Consider the following 16,697-nt stretch of genomic DNA (forward strand, 5'->3'; position numbering starts at 1 on the left):
CACGGCACATCGCGCACCGGCGCATCCATTTCGGGTGCGCCATTTTTTTTGCCTTTAAGACCCTGTAGAATGCATGGTTTTAAGCAAAGGAAAGGAAACCTGTGAATACCCTCGCCGCTGCGCAGGCGCTGGCTGAAAAGGCGCTTGCCGACGCGCCGGATACGCCCGGCCTCTGGCGTTGCGCCTTTGAATTTTCCCCTGAATCCTGTGATTTTCTCGCCTGGCTTGGCGCGCAGCCTGGTTTCCCGCAGTTTTACTGGCGTTCTCGCGAGGGTCATGAAGAGACCGCCACGCTTGGCGCGGCGTGCACATTCTCAAGTCTTAACGAGGCGCAGGTGTTTTTGCGCCAGCATGCGGATACGCCAGGGCTGCGCGCATGGGGGCTGAACGCGTTTGATCCGCAAAACGGGCTTTTCTTCGTCCCGCGTCTGGAGTTGCGCCGGGAGGAGAATCGCGCCTGGCTGATTGTGACGATCTACAGCGCCTGCTCGCAACAAAGGGCGGCGCAGGCCTTAAAGCCGCTCATTCATAACCTACAACCGGCGCGACAAACGCTGATGCAACGCCCACCGCGCCGCGTCAGCCGCTGCGATGTCCCACAGGCGCAGCCGTGGACGCAGCTGGTCGGCGCGGCGACGAGCGCTATCGAACGCGGCGACATCGCCAAAGTGGTGCTGGCGCGCGCCACCGATCTGCGTTTTGTCGCGCCTCCTGATGCGACCGCCCTGATGGCCGCAAGCCGTGAAGCCAATCACCATTGCTACCATTTTTATCTGGCGTTCAGCGCGCGCGAGGCGTTTCTCGGCTCCACGCCGGAGCGGCTGTGGCGGCGCCGCGGGCTGGCGCTTGACACCGAGGCGCTGGCGGGCACGGTGGAGAATCTTCCTGACGACGAGCAGGCGCAGGCGCGCGCCGCATGGCTGCTGGCCGATGATAAAAATCAGCGTGAAAATGCGCTGGTAGTGGAAGATATTCGCGAGCGGCTACAGGCGATTGCGCATAGTATCTCTGCGCGGTTGCCTGAAGTGGTGCGGCTGCGGCGGGTGCAGCATCTGAAATGCGCTATCACGGCGCGGCTTTACGCACCGGACGACGCGGCGTGTCTGCGTCAGTTGCAGCCTACCGCCGCGGTGGCGGGGTTACCGCGCGAGGCGGCGCGTCGTTTTATCGCTGAGCATGAGCCGTTCGATCGCGAATGGTACGCCGGCTCAGCCGGGTATCTGTCGCTGGAGCAATCAGAGTTTTGCGTCAGCCTGCGCTCGGCGCGGCTTAAGGATGAGACGATACGCGTGTATGCGGGCGCCGGGCTGGTGGCAGGCTCGCAGGCCGCGCTGGAATGGCAGGAAATTGAGAACAAAGCCGCGGCCCTGCTCACGCTTCTTGCGCAGTGAGCCGCGCCACAACCCGACCCATATCAAAATTCGATTTCGACGAGGCTTTATAATAAACCGGCTAAATTGATATCGGACAAGCTTATGTCGACAAGCACTTTCAACCGCCGCTGGGCCGGCGTCATCCTTGAGGCGCTGAGCCGCCATGGCGTGCGCCATCTTTGCATCGCGCCGGGCTCGCGCTCCACGCCCCTTACGCTCGCCGCCGCGCAAAATCCGGCGTTTATGCCGCATACCCATTTCGATGAGCGAGGGCTTGGCCATCTGGCGCTGGGGCTTGCCAAAGCGAGCGGCGAGACGGTGGCGGTGATTGTTACGTCCGGTACGGCGGTGGCGAATCTGTACCCCGCAGTGATAGAAGCGGGGCTGACGGGCGAAAAACTGGTGGTGATCACCGCCGACCGCCCGCCGGAGCTGATTGATTGCGGCGCAAATCAGGCGATTCGCCAGCAGGCCATTTTTGGCTCGCATCCCGCCGCCGCACTCGATTTACCGCGCCCCACGCCGTCCATTCCCGCCGCCTGGCTTATCAGCGCCATCGATGAAAAAATGGGCGCGCTAAAGGCAGGCGCGCTGCATATCAACTGCCCGTTCGCCGAACCGCTCTATGGCGAGCTGGACGATACGGGCCTTGCGTGGCAACAGGCGCCGGGCGAATGGTGGCAGATGAATGCGCCCTGGTTGCGCTATGAGAATACGCAGGCCGTCAGCACGCAGGCCGACTGGCCCTTCTGGCGCGAACAGCGCGGCGTGGTGCTGGCAGGCAGGCTCACAGCGCAGGAAGGCAAGGCCGTCGCGCAGTGGGCGGCGCGTCTTGGCTGGCCGCTGATTGGCGATGTACTGTCGCAAACCGGCCAGCCGTTGCCATGCGCCGATCTTTGGCTCGCACACCCTGATGCCGCCGCGCTGCTGGCGCAGGCGCAGATTGTCGTGCAGTTTGGAGGCAGCCTGACCGGTAAACGCGTATTGCAGTGGCAAAGCGAGTGTCGTGCGCAGGAGTACTGGATTGTCGATCCGCTGCCTGGGCGGCTCGATCCGGCGCATCATTGCGGGCGTCGGCTGGTGGCGGATATCTCCGCCTGGCTCGAACACCATCCGGCGCATCCCGTGATGCCGTGGGCCGAGCCGCTCGAAGGGCTGGCGGCGCAGACGCAACGCATCGTGGCGCGCGACCTCACCGAATGGGGCGAGGCGCAGGTGGCGCACCGGCTGCCGGAACTTCTGGCGCCGGATGGACAACTTTTTCTCGGCAACAGCCTGACGGTGCGGCTGGTGGATGCGCTGGCGCAGTTGCCTGCCGGTTATCCGGTCTACGGCAACCGCGGCGCGAGCGGCATCGACGGGCTGGTCTCCACCGCGGCGGGCGTGCAGCGCGCCACCGGTAAACCCACGCTTGCGGTGCTGGGCGATCTCTCCACGCTTTACGATCTCAACGCGCTGGCGCTCCTGCGCGACGCGCCCGCGCCTTTCGTGCTTATCGTCGTGAACAACAACGGCGGGCAGATCTTCTCCATGCTCCCGACGCCCGCCAGCGAGCGCGAAAAATTCTACTGTATGCCGCAAAACGTCAGCTTTGCGCCTGCGGCGGCGATGTTTTCGCTGAACTACGACGCGCCGGAGAGCCTGGCTGCGCTTAAAGAGACGATGGCGCGCGCATGGCGCTCGCCGGTCGCGACCATCATTGAACTGCGCGTCCCGGAAACCGCCGGCGCGCAGGTGTTCCAGCGCTTAATCAGACAGGTGTGCGCCTGATGCCGCTGGCCGCGTATTTTCAGCCTGCCCGCGCCGCCGCGCGCGGCGTTGTCGTCTGGCTACATGGCTTTCTCGGCGACCAGCGCGAGTGGCAGGCAGTCGCTGCGGCCTGCGTGGAGCACGACCATCTGTTTATCGATCTGCCGGGCCACGGCGGCTCGGCGCAGCTCAGCGCCGTGGATTTTGCGCACGTTAACGAACAGCTCATCGCAACGTTAGATAGTTACAACATACTTAACTACTGGCTGGTGGGTTACTCGCTTGGCGGGCGGATAGCAATGTTTCACGCCACGCAGGGCGATACGCCCGGCCTGCGTGGGCTGGTGGTGGAAGGCGGCCATCCGGGGCTTCTGAATGCCGATGAGCGCAACGCGCGTTTCCTTGCTGATAAACAGTGGGCGCAGCGGTTTCACAATGAACCGATTGAAACGGTGCTGGACGCCTGGTATCGCCAGCCCGTTTTCGCCACGCTGACCGACACACAGCGCGAGGCATTAATAACATTGCGCGCCCGTAATAAACCCGCCGCCCTGGCCACGATGCTGGAAGCCACCTCGCTTGGCCGCCAGCCGCCGCTGTATGCGCCGCTGGCGCAGTTGCCCGTACCGTTTCATTACCTCTGCGGCGAGCGCGATACAAAATTTCGCGCGCTCGCCGCCACGCTCAATGCGTCTCTACATTTAATTACTGGCGCAGGCCACAACGCGCACCGGGAAAACCCGGCAGCGGTGGCCTGCTGTCTTAACGCGATTTTGCGCCCCTAACGGAGAACTCCCATGATCTATCCTGATGAAGCGATGCTGTATGCGCCTGCCGAATGGCTCGACTGTTCAGCAGGCTACACCGATATCCGCTATCAGAAATCCACTGACGGCATCGCCAAAATCACCATTAACCGCCCGCAGGTGCGCAACGCGTTTCGCCCGCTCACTGTTAAAGAGATGATTAACGCGCTGGCGGATGCACGCTATGACGACAATATCGGTGTGATTATCCTGACCGGCGAAGGCGAAAAAGCCTTCTGCGCGGGCGGCGACCAGAAAGTGCGCGGCGACTACGGCGGCTATCAGGACGACTCCGGCGTGCATCATCTTAATGTGCTCGATTTCCAGCGCCAGATCCGCACCTGCCCGAAACCGGTCGTGGCGATGGTGGCGGGTTTTGCGATTGGCGGCGGTCACGTGCTGCATATGATGTGCGATCTGACGATTGCGGCGGAAAACGCGGTGTTTGGCCAGACGGGGCCGAAAGTCGGCTCGTTTGACGGCGGCTGGGGCGCTTCTTACATGGCGCGCATCGTCGGCCAGAAAAAGGCGCGTGAAATCTGGTTCCTGTGCCGTCAGTACGACGCGCGGCAGGCGCTGGATATGGGGCTGGTGAACACCGTCGTCCCGCTGGCGGAGCTTGAGAAAGAGACGGTGCGCTGGTGCCGCGAAATGCTGCAAAACAGCCCGATGGCGCTGCGCTGCCTGAAAGCGGCGCTCAATGCCGACTGCGACGGACAGGCCGGGCTTCAGGAGCTGGCGGGCAACGCCACCATGCTTTTTTATATGACCGAAGAGGGCCAGGAAGGGCGCAATGCGTTCAACCAGAAGCGCCAGCCGGATTTCAGCAAATTTAAGCGTAACCCGTAATGCGCGCGGCACAGCTTTATCGTTATCAGGTGCCGATGGACGCGGGTGTGGTGCTGCGGGAGCGGCGCCTGAAAACCCGCGACGGCCTGTTGGTGCGCCTGCGTGACAGCGGGCGCGAAGGGTGGGGCGACATCGCGCCGCTGCCGGGATTCAGCGAAGAGACGCTGGACGCCGCGCTGCCTGCCGCGCGCGACTGGCTTCTGGCGTGGCAACGCGGGGATGCCCCTGCGCTGCCGGCGATGGCGAGCGTCGCGTTCGGCTTAAGTCTCGCGCAGGCGGAGCTTCACGGCACGCTGCCGCAGGCCGGGAACTATCACGTCGCGCCGCTGTGCACCGGCGATCCGGATGAACTCTTCGCGCGCCTTGCCGGGCAGCGCGGCGATAACGTCGCCAAGGTCAAAGTAGGGCTGTATGAGGCGGTGCGAGACGGCATGGTCGTCAACCTGCTGCTGGAGGCGCTGCCTGCGCTGCGCCTGCGGCTTGACGCTAACCGCGCCTGGACGCCAGTGAAAGCGCAGCAGTTCGCGAAGTACGTTAATCCGGCGTACCGCTCGCGCATCGAATTTATCGAAGAACCCTGCAAAACGCCTGACGATTCCCGCGCGTTCGCGGCGCAAACCGGCATTGCTATCGCCTGGGATGAGAGCCTGCGCGAGCGGGATTTTACCGTCGCCGCGGAGCCTGGCCTGCGGGCGGTGATTATCAAGCCGACGCTCACCGGCAGCCTTGAGCGGGTGCGCGAGCAGATTGCCTGCGCGCACGCGGCGGGGCTGACGGCAGTAATCAGCTCCTCTCTGGAATCCAGTCTCGGCTTAACCCAGCTTGCGCGGCTTGCCGCATGGCTGACGCCGGGTGTCACGCCGGGGCTCGATACGCTCGCGCTGATGCAGGCCCAACTGGTGCGCCCGTGGCCTGACAGCCCGCTGCCGTGCTGGTCGGTGGATGCGCTGGAGCCGCTGCTGTGAACTTTTTTGACTGGCCGTGGCGTCACTGGCGGCGACTGAGAGGGGAAGCGCAGGCGCTGTGCCTGAACGAGCGGCGGCTAAGCTGGCGGGAACTGTGCGCATGCATTGATGCGCTGGCGGCGGGATTTCACGCCCAGGGCGTTCGCGACGGCGATGGCGTGCTGCTGCGCGCTTATAATCAGCCCGATGCTTTGCTGGCGTGGCTGGCCCTGCTGCAGTGCGGCGCTCGCGTCCTGCCGCTAAATCCGCAGCTGCCCGCGCCCCTGCTGGCTGAACTGCTGCCGACGTTGGGTCTGCGCCATGCGCTGGTGTTGAACGGCGGCTGTCTGCCGGTGGCGCTTCATTCACTGACGTTGCAGCCAGCCACAGGCGAGCGCGCGGCGCCCTGGCGAGAAGATCGTATCGCTTCCCTGACGCTGACTTCGGGTTCGACCGGACTACCGAAAGCGGCTGTGCACACTTTTCGCGCCCATCTTGCCAGCGCTGAGGGCGTACTGGCGATGATACCGTTTGCCCCGCATGACGACTGGCTGCTCTCGCTGCCGCTGTTTCACGTTTCCGGCCAGGGCATTCTCTGGCGCTGGCTGGTTGCGGGCGCAGGCCTGACGGTACGCGACAAGCAGCCGCTGGAACAGGCGTTACACGGCTGCACGCATGCCTCCCTGGTGGCGACCCAGCTCTGGCGTCTTCTGAATAGCGGCGTCGACGTGTCGCTTAAAGCGGTGCTGTTGGGGGGCGCGGCGATCCCGGTGGCGCTAACCGAACAGGCCCGTAAGCGCGGTATTCGCTGCTGGTGCGGCTACGGGCTGACCGAGTTTGCCTCCACGGTATGCGCCAAAGAGGCGGATGGTCTGGCGGATGTCGGGCAGCCTTTGCCGGGAGGCGAGTTGCGGATTGTCGATGGCGAAGTCTGGCTTCGCTCGGACAGCATGGCCGCAGGTTACTGGCGCGAGGGGAAAATTATCCCGCTGACCAATGAGCACGGATGGTTCGCCACCCGGGATGGCGGCAGAATTGACGAGGGCAGGCTGACCCTCCTCGGAAGACTGGATAATCTCTTTTTTAGCGGCGGAGAAGGGATTCAGCCGGAGGACGTGGAGCGGGTGATCGCCGCCCATCCGTGGATTGAGCAAATTTTTATTGTGCCGCAGGATGATGCGGAATTTGGCCAGCGGCCGGTGGCGGTCGTGGAGTGCAGCGAACAGGGCGACCTGTCCGTGCTGGCAAGCTGGTGCGCCGATAAGCTGGCGCGCTTTCAGCAGCCGGTGCGCTGGCTGCGGCTGCCTGAAGCGCTGAAAGCAGGCGGGATTAAAATATCCCGCCGGGCGTTACGTGACTGGGTAAACCAGCAGGCCATTCCTGACTCAGGCGCGCTGGATGTGCAATAGCTGCTTTGTATGCCAGTGGCTCAAGGCTAAAACGGTGGTCAGCGCGCCGAGCAGGGCGCAAAACATATCCGACTGGGTATCCCAGGGATCGCCCTGGGTGCCGAGAAAGTCATCCGCGCCTTGTCCCAGCGCCAGCGCCGACCACCATTCGATCAACTCGTAAACGGCGCTAATCGCCAGCGCAATACAGCAGACCACGAAGGCGAGCATTTTACGTCCGTGAACGTAGCCGCCGCGCAGCAAAATTTCCCGCGCCGCCAGCGCCGGTACGAGTCCCTGAAAAAAGTGTCCCAGTTTGTCGTAAGGATTGCGGCTTAAATCCAGCCACGCCTGAACGTCAAAACCGAGGGGGACTTTTGCGTACGTGTACATACCGCCGACCATCAAAATGATGGCATGGAAGAAAATCAGCACATAAAGCAGCGGAGTTAACGGATAGCGCGAATACGTGGCCATCAAGAGCGGAACGATAATAATGACCGGCGTTACTTCCATCAGCCAGGTGAGTTTGTCTCCTGCGCTGATACCGGTGTAAACAAGAATCAGGACCAGCGCCAGCGCTGCGAATGTTAACCCCGAACGGGACGATGCGACGGTCATAACGGATAACCAGAAAGTTGAAACGGTAACTATCAGGCAGATACGGCGAAAATACAATGGTTTCCGTCGCTGGCCGCTACGCGGCGACCAGCGACGTTTTACCCTCAGGAGGCAGGATCGTCCTGCGTTTTTAGCTGACGCTTGCGTAGCTGCTTCACCAGCGGCGGCACGACAATCACCAGCGTGGCCATGATAAGCAGGGTTTTGGTCACGCCGCTCTGCCAGAGAATACCGAGCTCGCCGTTACTGATAGAGAGCGCGCGGCGCAGGTTCTGCTCCAGCATCTCCCCCAGCACGAAACCCAGGATCAGCGGCGACATCGGGAAGTGCATTTTACGCAGGATATAGCCCAGCACGCCGAGGCCCACCATCAGCACCAGATCGAACGTCGTGCTGTGCACCGCGTAGACGCCTACCGCTGAAACCGCCGCGATGGCCGGCACCAGGAACCACAGCGGAATGGTCAGCATCCGGGTGAAGAGGCCAATCAGCGGAATGTTCATGATAAGCAGCATCACGTTGGCGATAAGCAGCGCCGCGATAAGCCCCCAGACGATATCCGGCTGTTCGGTAAACATTGCCGGACCCGGCGTAATGTTATAGAGCGTCAACGCGCCCATCATGACCGCCGTGGTGCCGGAGCCGGGCACGCCTAAGGTGAGCATCGGGATAAACGAGCCGCAGGCCGAGGCGTTGTTCGCCGCCTCGGGCGCCGCCACGCCGCGAATATCGCCTTTGCCGAACGAGCCGTCTTTATCGCCGAGCTTTTTCTCTGTCATATAGGTAATGGCGCTGGCGATAGTCGCCCCTGCGCCCGGCAGGATGCCGACAAAAAAGCCGATCACCGACGAGCGTAGCGTCGCGCCCGTACAGGCAGCCGCTTCTTTGGCGTTAAACATCATGCGCCCGGTTTTACGCACCAGCGTCTGGCCGCTGCTGGTGCTTTCCAGCATCAGCAGAATTTCAGACACCGAGAACAGGCCAATCACCACCACGATGAACTGCACGCCATCCGAGAGATGTACGCTGTCAAACGTAAAGCGATACACGCCGGTATTGGCGTCCACGCCGACCGTCGCAAGCCCGAGGCCAATCAACGCGGCCAGGAACGACTTCAGCGGGTTTTGCGCCATCATGCTGCCAAGGCAGGCGATGGCGAACACCATCAGCGCGAAATATTCCGCCGGGCCGAACGCCAGCGACCACTCCGCCAGTACCGGCGCGAAAAGAATAATGCCGAAAATCGCGATAAACGAGCCGACGAACGAGCTGACGGCGGAGATGGAGAGCGCCACACCGCCGCGCCCCTGCTGCGCCATCGGGTAGCCGTCCAGCGCCGTCATGATCGCCGCCGCGTCGCCCGGCACGTTGAGCAGTATCGATGAAATGCGCCCGCCATATTCACAGCCGATGTAGACCGTGGCGAGCAGGATCAGCGCCGATTCCGCAGGCAGATGAATCGCGAACGCCAGCGGCAGCAAAATGGCGACGCCGTTAATCGGCCCGAGGCCCGGCAGCAGCCCGACGATAGTGCCGACAAAACAGCCAATCAGCGCAATCAGCAGGTTGGTGGGCGTCAGCGCGACGGCGAAGCCCTGCGAGAGATAAAGCCAGGTATCCATAAAAGCTCCCGTTAATTAAGCCAGGCCCCGAGGGGCAGCGTCACGTCAAGCAAGCGGTCAAAGGCGTACCAGAGCACGCCGCCCATCACCACGCCGGATACCAGCGCTGCCGGAAGCTGCGCGCCGAAAAGCATGCCGATCACCGCCGTCAGCAGCGCGGTGGCGAGCGGAAAGCCCAGCCATTCAAAGCCCCAGGCATAAAGGAGCAACACAATCACCATCACCACCAGCCGTTGCAGCACGGCGTGATGCGGCCAGGCGACGACATCCGGTTGGCGCAGCAGTAACAGCACCGCGCACAGCAGCATCAGCGCGATAATGCCCATCGGGAAAGGGCGCGGGCCGACCGGCTCGTAGGCGTACTCGCTGTGGATCTGCCAGGCCACAAACAGCCCGCCGATACACAGCACGATCCAGATCCCGGCAAAAATGCGATCGCTCATCACATCCTCCTGCGCTATTTCGCAAGGCCAAAGGCTTTGGCTTTCTCGCGGTAGTCGTTGACCTGATTTTTCACATATTCATCCAGCGCTTTGCCGGTCAGGTTGAACTCAAACAGGCCGCGCAGATCGCGCTGCTTTTTAAACTCGTCGGTTTGCTGGAGTTTTTCGAAGGCCTGCACCCACCACTGGTAGTCGGCATCGCTGACTTTGGGGCCGACGTAGAAGCCGCGAATGATAGGCCACACCACGTCAAAGCCTTGCTCTTTGGCGGTCGGCACCTGAGCGAGCTGGCCGGGCAGGCGCTCATCGGCGAACACCGCCAGCACCCGCAGTTTATTACCGGTGAGGTACGGCACCATTTCGCTGAGATCGCCCGACACCGCCTGCACGTGATTGCCCATCAGCGCGGTGACCGGCTCGCCGCCGCCTTCAAACGCCACGTAGCGCATCTTGTGCGGGTCGACCCCCGCTTTCTGGGCCAGCAGCGCGGTCTTCATCCAGTCCTGGCTGCCGATGGACGCGCCCGCGCCAAACACCACGCTGTTCGGATCTTTCTCCAGCGCTTTCATCAGGTCGCCCAGCGTTTTCCACGGCGAATCGGCGCGTACCGCGATCATGCCGTAATCGGTGCCGACGCTCGCGAGCCAGCGCACATCGTCGACGTTATAACGGCCAAATTTCCCCTGCGAGAGATTAAGCAGCGAGCCGCCGGAAAACGCCACGACAGTGCCTGGCTCGCCAGGACGCTGGGCCACGATGGCGTTATAGGCCACTGCGCCGACGCCGCCTGGCATGTATGTCACGCGCATCGGTTTTTCCAGCGCGCCGGTTTCCTGGAGGCTCACCTGAATCAGTTTGCAGGTTAAATCGAAGCCGCCGCCGGGCTTGGCGGGCGCGATGCATTCCGGGCGTGACGGCGCCTCGGCCGCCAGTGCGGTGGTAAAAGAGAAAGCCAGTGACGTTGCTAACAGGGTAGAGAGAAGCGATGTTTTCATTTTCATCCTCATGCATGACTGCCGTGATGTTTCTGATTATGTGAACTGCTTTGTAGCGTATCGGTTGCATGATTGTTAAAACTAAAGCCTTTCAGTTTCCTTTCATCGCGACAGAAACTTTACTGGATGTGATATGCGTCTCTTACTGGCGGAAGATAACCGTGAGCTGGCTCACTGGCTGGAGAAAGCGCTGACGAACACCGGCTTTGCGGTGGACTGCGTCGGCGACGGTCTGGCGGCGGAGCACTTGCTGCAAAACGAGCGCTACGCCGTGGCGGTGCTGGATATTGAAATGCCGCGCATGAGCGGGCTGGAGGTGCTGAGCCGTCTGCGCCGCCGCGGGCAGGCGGTGCCGGTGTTGCTGTTGACCGCGCACGGCGCGGTGGCCGACCGGGTGAAAGGCCTTAACGAGGGCGCCGATGATTATCTGCCGAAGCCATTTGAGCTGAGCGAGCTGGAGGCGCGGCTGCGCGCGCTGGTGCGCCGTAGCGAAGGGCAGGTGCAGGAGGCGCAGCGTCTCGGCGAGCTGACCTTTCACGACGCGGGCTATTTCGAATTACAGGGCAGGCCGCTGGCGCTCACGCCGCGCGAACATGCGCTCTTAACCGTGCTGATGTATCGCCGCCGCCGTCCGGTCACGCGGCAGCAACTTTTCGAACAGGTGTTCAGCTTAAGCGACGACGTCAGCCCGGAAAGTATTGAGATCTACATCCACCGGCTGCGCAAAAAGCTGCTGGCGAGCAATGTTCAAATTACCACGCTGCGCGGCCTGGGTTATGTGCTGGAGTGCAGCGATGAGCTGGTTGCGCCCTGAATCTCTGCTCGGAAAACTGCTGCTGTTTCTCGGTCTGCCGCTCTCGCTGCTGTGGGCCTTTTCGGCCTTAAACAGCTACGTCAGCGCGCTGAATGCCGCGACCCAGGCCTACGATCGCACGTTGCTGGCCTCGGCGCGCATTATTGCCGAGCGCCTGAACGTCCAGCATGGCGAATTGCAGGCGGACGTGCCCTGGGTGGTGCTGGACAGCGTCGAGCGCAACATGAATGACCGCCTCTACTACAAAGTACAGGATACGCACGGGCGGGTGATCTCTGGCTATGACGATCTGCCGTCGATGCCGCGCGGCGTGGCGCGCACCGAACTTTACCCGGCGCTGGCGTGGTTTTATCACACGACGTATCAGGGCCAGCGGCTGCGAGTGGCGCGGCTGTTGCAGCCGGTCAATGAAGACGGCATTAACGGCATGGCGGAGATTTACGTCGCCGAGACGTTGCAGTCGCGTCATCTGCTGGCGCGGCAGTTGCTTATCTCTTCCGCGCTCTCGCAGGGCGGGCTGGTGCTGTTAACGCTGGTGCTCGCCGGATTGCTGCTGCGTCGCGTACTCAAGCCCATGCGCAAGCTCTCGCGCCTGATGGTGAGACGCTCGCCCGGCGAGCTGACCCCGCTGCCCGATCTGCTGCCGTGGTCGGAAACGCGGCTGCTGATCATCGCTTTCAACCGCTATATCAGCCGCCTGCGCGCGCTGATCGCCCGCCAGGAGCGCTTTAGCGCCGACGCCTCGCACCAGTTAAAAACGCCGCTGACCGTGCTGAAAACCCAGGCGGCCGTCGCGCTGGCAAGCCCCGATCCGGCGCAGTGGCGCGAAAGTCTCCAGGCGATGAGCGCGACGCTGGATCAGACTATCGATCTGACCGAACGCCTGTTGCAGCTCGCGACGCTGCGGCGCGCGGCGCCGGGCGAGACGCGCGCGCTCGGCGTGGTGGATCTGGTGGCGGCGGCGCGGGAAAGCTGTTTCTCCCGCCTGCCGCAGGCGCGCAGCAAACCGGTCGATCTCGGATACGAGGGCGAAGAAGGGCCGGTGTGGGTCGCCGCCGAGCCTCTGCTGCTGGCGGAGCTGTGCGCCAATTTGCTGGATAACGCGCTGAAATATACGCCCGCAGGCGGCGTGGTGACGGTGCGCGTCTGCCTTGACGCAGGCGAGGCGCGCCTTGAGGTGGAAGACAGCGGACCAGGCATTGACGCCGCGCAGCGCGACCAGGCGCTGACGCCATTTCGCCGTCTCGATAATGCCGCGATGCACCCCGGCGCCGGGCTGGGGCTGGCGCTGGTGAATGACATCGCCCGCTGGCATCGCACCCGGGCAGAACTTCTGAAAGGCGAGCAGCTCGGCGGGCTGCTGGTGCGCGTTCGTCTGCCGCTGCATCCGCCCGCGCGCGGCCAAAGCGCCGTTTAATGCTTTTCCGCATAGGTGTTTTCTCCTTTTTCACGTGCCGCAGGGAGGCGGTGAGCGCATCGCATTGATCGCCGCCCCGATACAGGTACAATGCCGCGTTGCGTTTGCAGGGCTCTTTTTCTTTTTTTGAGATACATGGAATGAAAAACACACTTCGTTTAGCACTGGCCGGCCTGCTGCTGGCTGCCACACAGGCGGGCGCCATCAGCGTCAATGGCTCTGTGGGCGAGCATTACACCAATATGGGCGTCGGTTTCGGCACGGAAAGCAGCGGTCTGCAACTGACCGGCAACTGGGCGCACAATGACGATCACGGCGATATTGTGGGCGCCGGTCTGGGCTTCAACTTGCCGCTGGGGCCGTTTATGGTCACGCCGGGCGTCAAGGCCATTTACCTGAACCCGAACGAAGGGGATGAAGGCTACGCGGCGGCTGTCGGCGGCGGCGTGCGCTGGGATATCGGGCAGCGTATCTCGCTGTTCGGCGATTACTACTACTCGCCGGATTCGCTTTCCAGCGGCGTGAACGACTACCAGGAAGCCAGCGCGGGCGCGCGTTTCTCCCTGTTCCGTCCGCTCAGCGTGGAAGCCGGTTACCGCTACATCAACATGACCGGTAAAGATGGCGATCGCGACAGCAAAGTGGCCGATGGCCCGTACCTGGGCGTCAGCGCAGGCTTCTGATTTTCCGGGCGCGGTGTTCCGCTGCGCCTGTTTTTCTCCTTCTTCTTTTCTCTGCGCGCTATAGTAAAGCCTTCCCTTCCTGCGGAGAAAATAATGCTACAGACAGAAATGCTCTCGACCGGCGATGAGGTGTTGCACGGTCAGATTGTCGATACCAACGCCGCCTGGCTTGCCGATCTGTTTTTTAATCAGGGATTGCCGCTGACCCGCCGCAACACCGTGGGCGACAGCCTGGAATCGCTGGTATCCGCGCTGACCGAGCGCAGCCAGCACGCCGATATCTTAATCGTCAACGGCGGCCTCGGGCCGACCAGCGACGATCTCAGCGCCGAGGCGGCGGCCCGCGCGGCGGGTGTGGAGCTGGTGCTGCATGAAGGCTGGCTCGCGCAGATGGAGCGCTTTTTCACAGCGCGCGGGCGCGTGATGGCCGCGAGTAACCGCAAACAGGCGCTGCTGCCGGCGGGCAGCGAAATGATCGACAACCCGGTTGGCACCGCCTGCGGGTTCGCTATTAAGCTCAACCGCTGTCTGATTTTCTTCACGCCCGGCGTCCCGTCTGAATTCAAACGGATGGTGGAGCATGAGATCCTGCCGCGCCTGCGTGAGCGCTTTACGCTCCCCGCGCCGCCGCTCTGCCTGCGACTCACCACGTTCGGGCGCTCCGAAAGCGATCTCGCCGCAGAACTCGATCCCCTGACGCTGCCGCCGGACGTGGCGATGGGCTACCGCTCCTCCACGCCGATTATCGAGCTCAAACTCACCGGCCCGGCGTCGCGTCGCGCAGAGATGGAAGCCCTCTGGCCGCACGTGCGTGAGGTGGCAGGCGACAGCCTGATTTTTGAAGGCACTGAAACGCTGCCTGCCCAGATTGCGCGCTGCCTGCGCGAGCAGCAACTGAGCATTACGCTGAGCGAACAGTTCACCGCGGGCCTGCTGGCGCTGCAACTCTCGGGTGCCGACGCGCCGCTGCTGGCGAGCGAAGTGCTGCCTGCCCAGGTGGAGACGCTGGCGCAGACCGCCCACTGGAACGTCGATCGCCGCAGCCGCCATCTCGCCGATCTGGCGCTGAGCATCGCGAGCTTTGAAGACGACGAGATCAACATCGCGCTGACCACGCCGCAGGGCACGCAGGCCGTGCGTCTGCGCTTTAACGCCAGCCGTTACGCGCTGCGTATCCGCCAGGAGATTTGCGCCATGATGGCGCTTACGCTGGTGCGCCGCTGGCTGAATGGCCAGGACGTGACGGCAAGCCAGGGTTGGGTGCAGGTTGTCGAGACGCACACGGTCTGACGGCGCAACGGGGCGCCTGTGCATCGCCGGGCGCCCGTGTTTCCTGAGTGTTTGATGTCAGGCCCGCCACGCTGCTGGCGGCGCTGACCGCAGTTCGCCCTATGTTCTTTTCAGCTCACCCGCACCTGTCCTCCACATTTCTCTGCCTCTGTTTGGACTTAATCGAAAATAAACGCGCACAGAACGAAAAATAATCGTGACGCGATGCGCATTTGTTTTCGATTGTCATAATTCTGTAACAATTTGTGCGATGTTTCACAGCATAAATAATGCATTTTGCCTACTATCACGCTCGCAAAGGAAACATAAGTAAAACGAATAGATATAACCCTCATCAGCAGGAGACAGAGATGTTAAGTATTTTTAAACCCGCCCCGCATCGCGCCAGGCTACCTGACGGCGAAGTCGATCAGCACTATCGCCGCCTGCGCTGGCAGATTTTTATGGGGATTTTCTTCGGCTATGCCGCTTACTATCTGGTGCGTAAAAACTTTGCGCTGGCGATGCCATATCTGGTGGAGCAGGGCTTCTCACGTGGCGATCTCGGCTTTGCGCTCTCTGGCATTTCCATCGCTTATGGTTTTTCGAAATTCATCATGGGTTCGGTCTCTGACCGTTCGAATCCCCGTGTCTTTCTGCCTGCAGGCCTGATCCTCGCGGCGGCAGTGATGCTGTTTATGGGCTTCGTTCCCTGGGCGACCTCCAGCATTATGGTGATGTTTGTGCTGCTGTTCCTGTGCGGCTGGTTCCAGGGCATGGGGTGGCCGCCGTGTGGACGCACCATGGTGCACTGGTGGTCGCAGAAAGAGCGCGGCAGGATTGTTTCCGTGTGGAACTGCGCTCATAACGTCGGCGGCGGGATCCCGCCGCTGCTGTTCCTGCTCGGCATGGCGTGGTTTAACGACTGGCACGCCGCGCTGTATATGCCTGCTTTCGCGGCGATTCTGGTGGCGATTATTGCGTTCGCCCTGATGCGCGATACGCCGCAGTCCTGTGGTCTGCCGCCCGTTGAGGCATACAAAAATGACTACCCGGACGACTATAACGAGAAGCACGAAGAAGAGCTGACCGCGAAGCAAATCTTCATGCAGTATGTACTGCCGAATAAGCTGCTGTGGTACATCGCCATCGCGAACGTCTTCGTTTACCTGCTGCGCTACGGCATTCTCGACTGGTCGCCGACCTATTTAAAAGAGGTGAAGCATTTCGCGCTGGATAAATCCTCGTGGGCGTATTTCTTCTATGAATACGCAGGCATCCCCGGCACGCTGATTTGCGGCTGGATGTCGGATAAAGTTTTCCGCGGCAACCGTGGCGCGACCGGCGTGTTCTTTATGACGCTGGTGACCATCGCCACCCTCGTTTACTGGCTCAACCCGCCGGGCAACCCGCATGTCGATATGGCGTGCATGATTGTCATCGGCTTTCTGATTTACGGCCCCGTGATGCTGATTGGTCTGCATGCGCTGGAGCTGGCGCCGAAAAAGGCGGCGGGCACCGCGGCGGGCTTTACCGGCCTGTTCGGTTATCTGGGCGGTTCGGTAGCGGCGAGCGCTATCGTGGGCTATACCGTCGATTTCTTCGGCTGGGATGGCGGTTTTATGGTGATGATTGGCGGCAGCATTCTGGCGGTATTGCTGCTGATTATCGTGATGGTGGGCGAGCACAGACAGCACCATGCGACCCTGGCGAAACGCGCATAA

At 62.0% G+C, this 16,697-nt stretch carries 15 protein-coding genes; 11 read left to right on the forward strand and 4 right to left on the reverse strand.

Translation table 11 applies throughout. The features are described 5' to 3' along the window. Positions 1-101 precede the first annotated feature (101 nt). The 6 genes from menF (at position 102) to menE (ending at position 7,130) form a co-directional block, all read left to right on the forward strand. Entirely contained in the window at positions 102-1,391 is a 1,290-nt protein-coding gene (menF, locus tag AB8W27_RS06465) for an isochorismate synthase MenF (protein WP_041923763.1), read from the forward strand. 84 nt (positions 1,392-1,475) lie between these two features. After that, entirely contained in the window at positions 1,476-3,143 is a 1,668-nt protein-coding gene (menD, locus tag AB8W27_RS06470; RefSeq protein WP_041923762.1) for a 2-succinyl-5-enolpyruvyl-6-hydroxy-3-cyclohexene-1-carboxylic-acid synthase, read from the forward strand. Beyond that, positions 3,143-3,907, forward strand: coding sequence for a 2-succinyl-6-hydroxy-2,4-cyclohexadiene-1-carboxylate synthase (gene menH / locus AB8W27_RS06475; protein ID WP_041923761.1), 765 nt, complete (start codon positions 3,143-3,145; stop codon positions 3,905-3,907). The genes menD and menH overlap by 1 nt, the downstream gene beginning before the upstream one ends. A 12-nt stretch (positions 3,908-3,919) precedes the next feature. Continuing rightward, positions 3,920-4,777, forward strand: coding sequence for a 1,4-dihydroxy-2-naphthoyl-CoA synthase (gene menB, locus AB8W27_RS06480; RefSeq protein ID WP_015741917.1), 858 nt, complete (start codon positions 3,920-3,922; stop codon positions 4,775-4,777). Beyond that, the gene (gene menC, locus AB8W27_RS06485) at positions 4,777-5,742 is read left to right on the forward strand and encodes an o-succinylbenzoate synthase (RefSeq protein WP_015741916.1); all 966 of its coding nucleotides are present in this window, start codon (positions 4,777-4,779) and stop codon (positions 5,740-5,742) included. Before menB ends, menC begins: the two co-directional genes overlap by 1 nt. Beyond that, positions 5,739-7,130, forward strand: a complete 1,392-nt coding sequence (gene menE, locus AB8W27_RS06490) for an o-succinylbenzoate--CoA ligase (protein WP_015741915.1) — start codon at positions 5,739-5,741, stop codon at positions 7,128-7,130. Before menC ends, menE begins: the two co-directional genes overlap by 4 nt. On the opposite strand, the gene AB8W27_RS06495 is transcribed toward menE, so the two are convergent. The 4 genes from AB8W27_RS06495 to AB8W27_RS06510 form a co-directional block, all read right to left on the reverse strand. Then, a complete protein-coding gene (locus AB8W27_RS06495; protein WP_015741914.1) occupies positions 7,107-7,730 on the reverse strand; it encodes a DUF2238 domain-containing protein in 624 nt (207 codons plus the stop codon). The two genes, menE and AB8W27_RS06495, sit on opposite strands and share 24 nt — an antisense overlap. Positions 7,731-7,834: 104 nt before the next feature. Then, positions 7,835-9,352 (reverse strand): tripartite tricarboxylate transporter permease, encoded by a 1,518-nt coding sequence (locus AB8W27_RS06500; protein ID WP_015741913.1) that lies wholly within the window; start codon positions 9,350-9,352, stop codon positions 7,835-7,837. Positions 9,353-9,363: 11 nt separating this feature from the next. Continuing rightward, the gene (locus AB8W27_RS06505) at positions 9,364-9,798 is read right to left on the reverse strand and encodes a tripartite tricarboxylate transporter TctB family protein (protein WP_165154810.1); all 435 of its coding nucleotides are present in this window, start codon (positions 9,796-9,798) and stop codon (positions 9,364-9,366) included. Between the two features lie 11 nt (positions 9,799-9,809). After that, on the reverse strand, positions 9,810-10,790 hold the full coding sequence (locus AB8W27_RS06510; RefSeq protein ID WP_041923760.1) for a tripartite tricarboxylate transporter substrate binding protein: 981 nt from the start codon (positions 10,788-10,790) through the stop codon (positions 9,810-9,812). Positions 10,791-10,923: 133 nt separating this feature from the next. Between AB8W27_RS06510 and tctD the strand changes: the two genes are divergently transcribed. The 5 genes from tctD (at position 10,924) to glpT (ending at position 16,697) form a co-directional block, all read left to right on the forward strand. Beyond that, positions 10,924-11,604, forward strand: a complete 681-nt coding sequence (tctD, locus tag AB8W27_RS06515; protein ID WP_015741910.1) for a transcriptional regulator TctD — start codon at positions 10,924-10,926, stop codon at positions 11,602-11,604. Then, positions 11,585-13,021: a sensor histidine kinase gene (locus AB8W27_RS06520; protein WP_015741909.1), complete on the forward strand. Its 1,437-nt coding sequence runs from the start codon at positions 11,585-11,587 to the stop codon at positions 13,019-13,021. Before tctD ends, AB8W27_RS06520 begins: the two co-directional genes overlap by 20 nt. A gap of 140 nt (positions 13,022-13,161) precedes the next feature. Then, positions 13,162-13,704, forward strand: a complete 543-nt coding sequence (locus AB8W27_RS06525; protein ID WP_032806643.1) for a YfaZ family outer membrane protein — start codon at positions 13,162-13,164, stop codon at positions 13,702-13,704. A gap of 93 nt (positions 13,705-13,797) precedes the next feature. After that, the gene (locus tag AB8W27_RS06530) at positions 13,798-14,994 is read left to right on the forward strand and encodes a nicotinamide mononucleotide deamidase-related protein YfaY (RefSeq protein WP_041923759.1); all 1,197 of its coding nucleotides are present in this window, start codon (positions 13,798-13,800) and stop codon (positions 14,992-14,994) included. Between the two features lie 350 nt (positions 14,995-15,344). After that, positions 15,345-16,697 (forward strand): glycerol-3-phosphate transporter, encoded by a 1,353-nt coding sequence (glpT, locus tag AB8W27_RS06535; RefSeq protein WP_015741905.1) that lies wholly within the window; start codon positions 15,345-15,347, stop codon positions 16,695-16,697.

This window comes from Cronobacter turicensis (genome assembly GCF_041222865.1).
GTDB lineage: Bacteria > Pseudomonadota > Gammaproteobacteria > Enterobacterales > Enterobacteriaceae > Cronobacter > Cronobacter turicensis.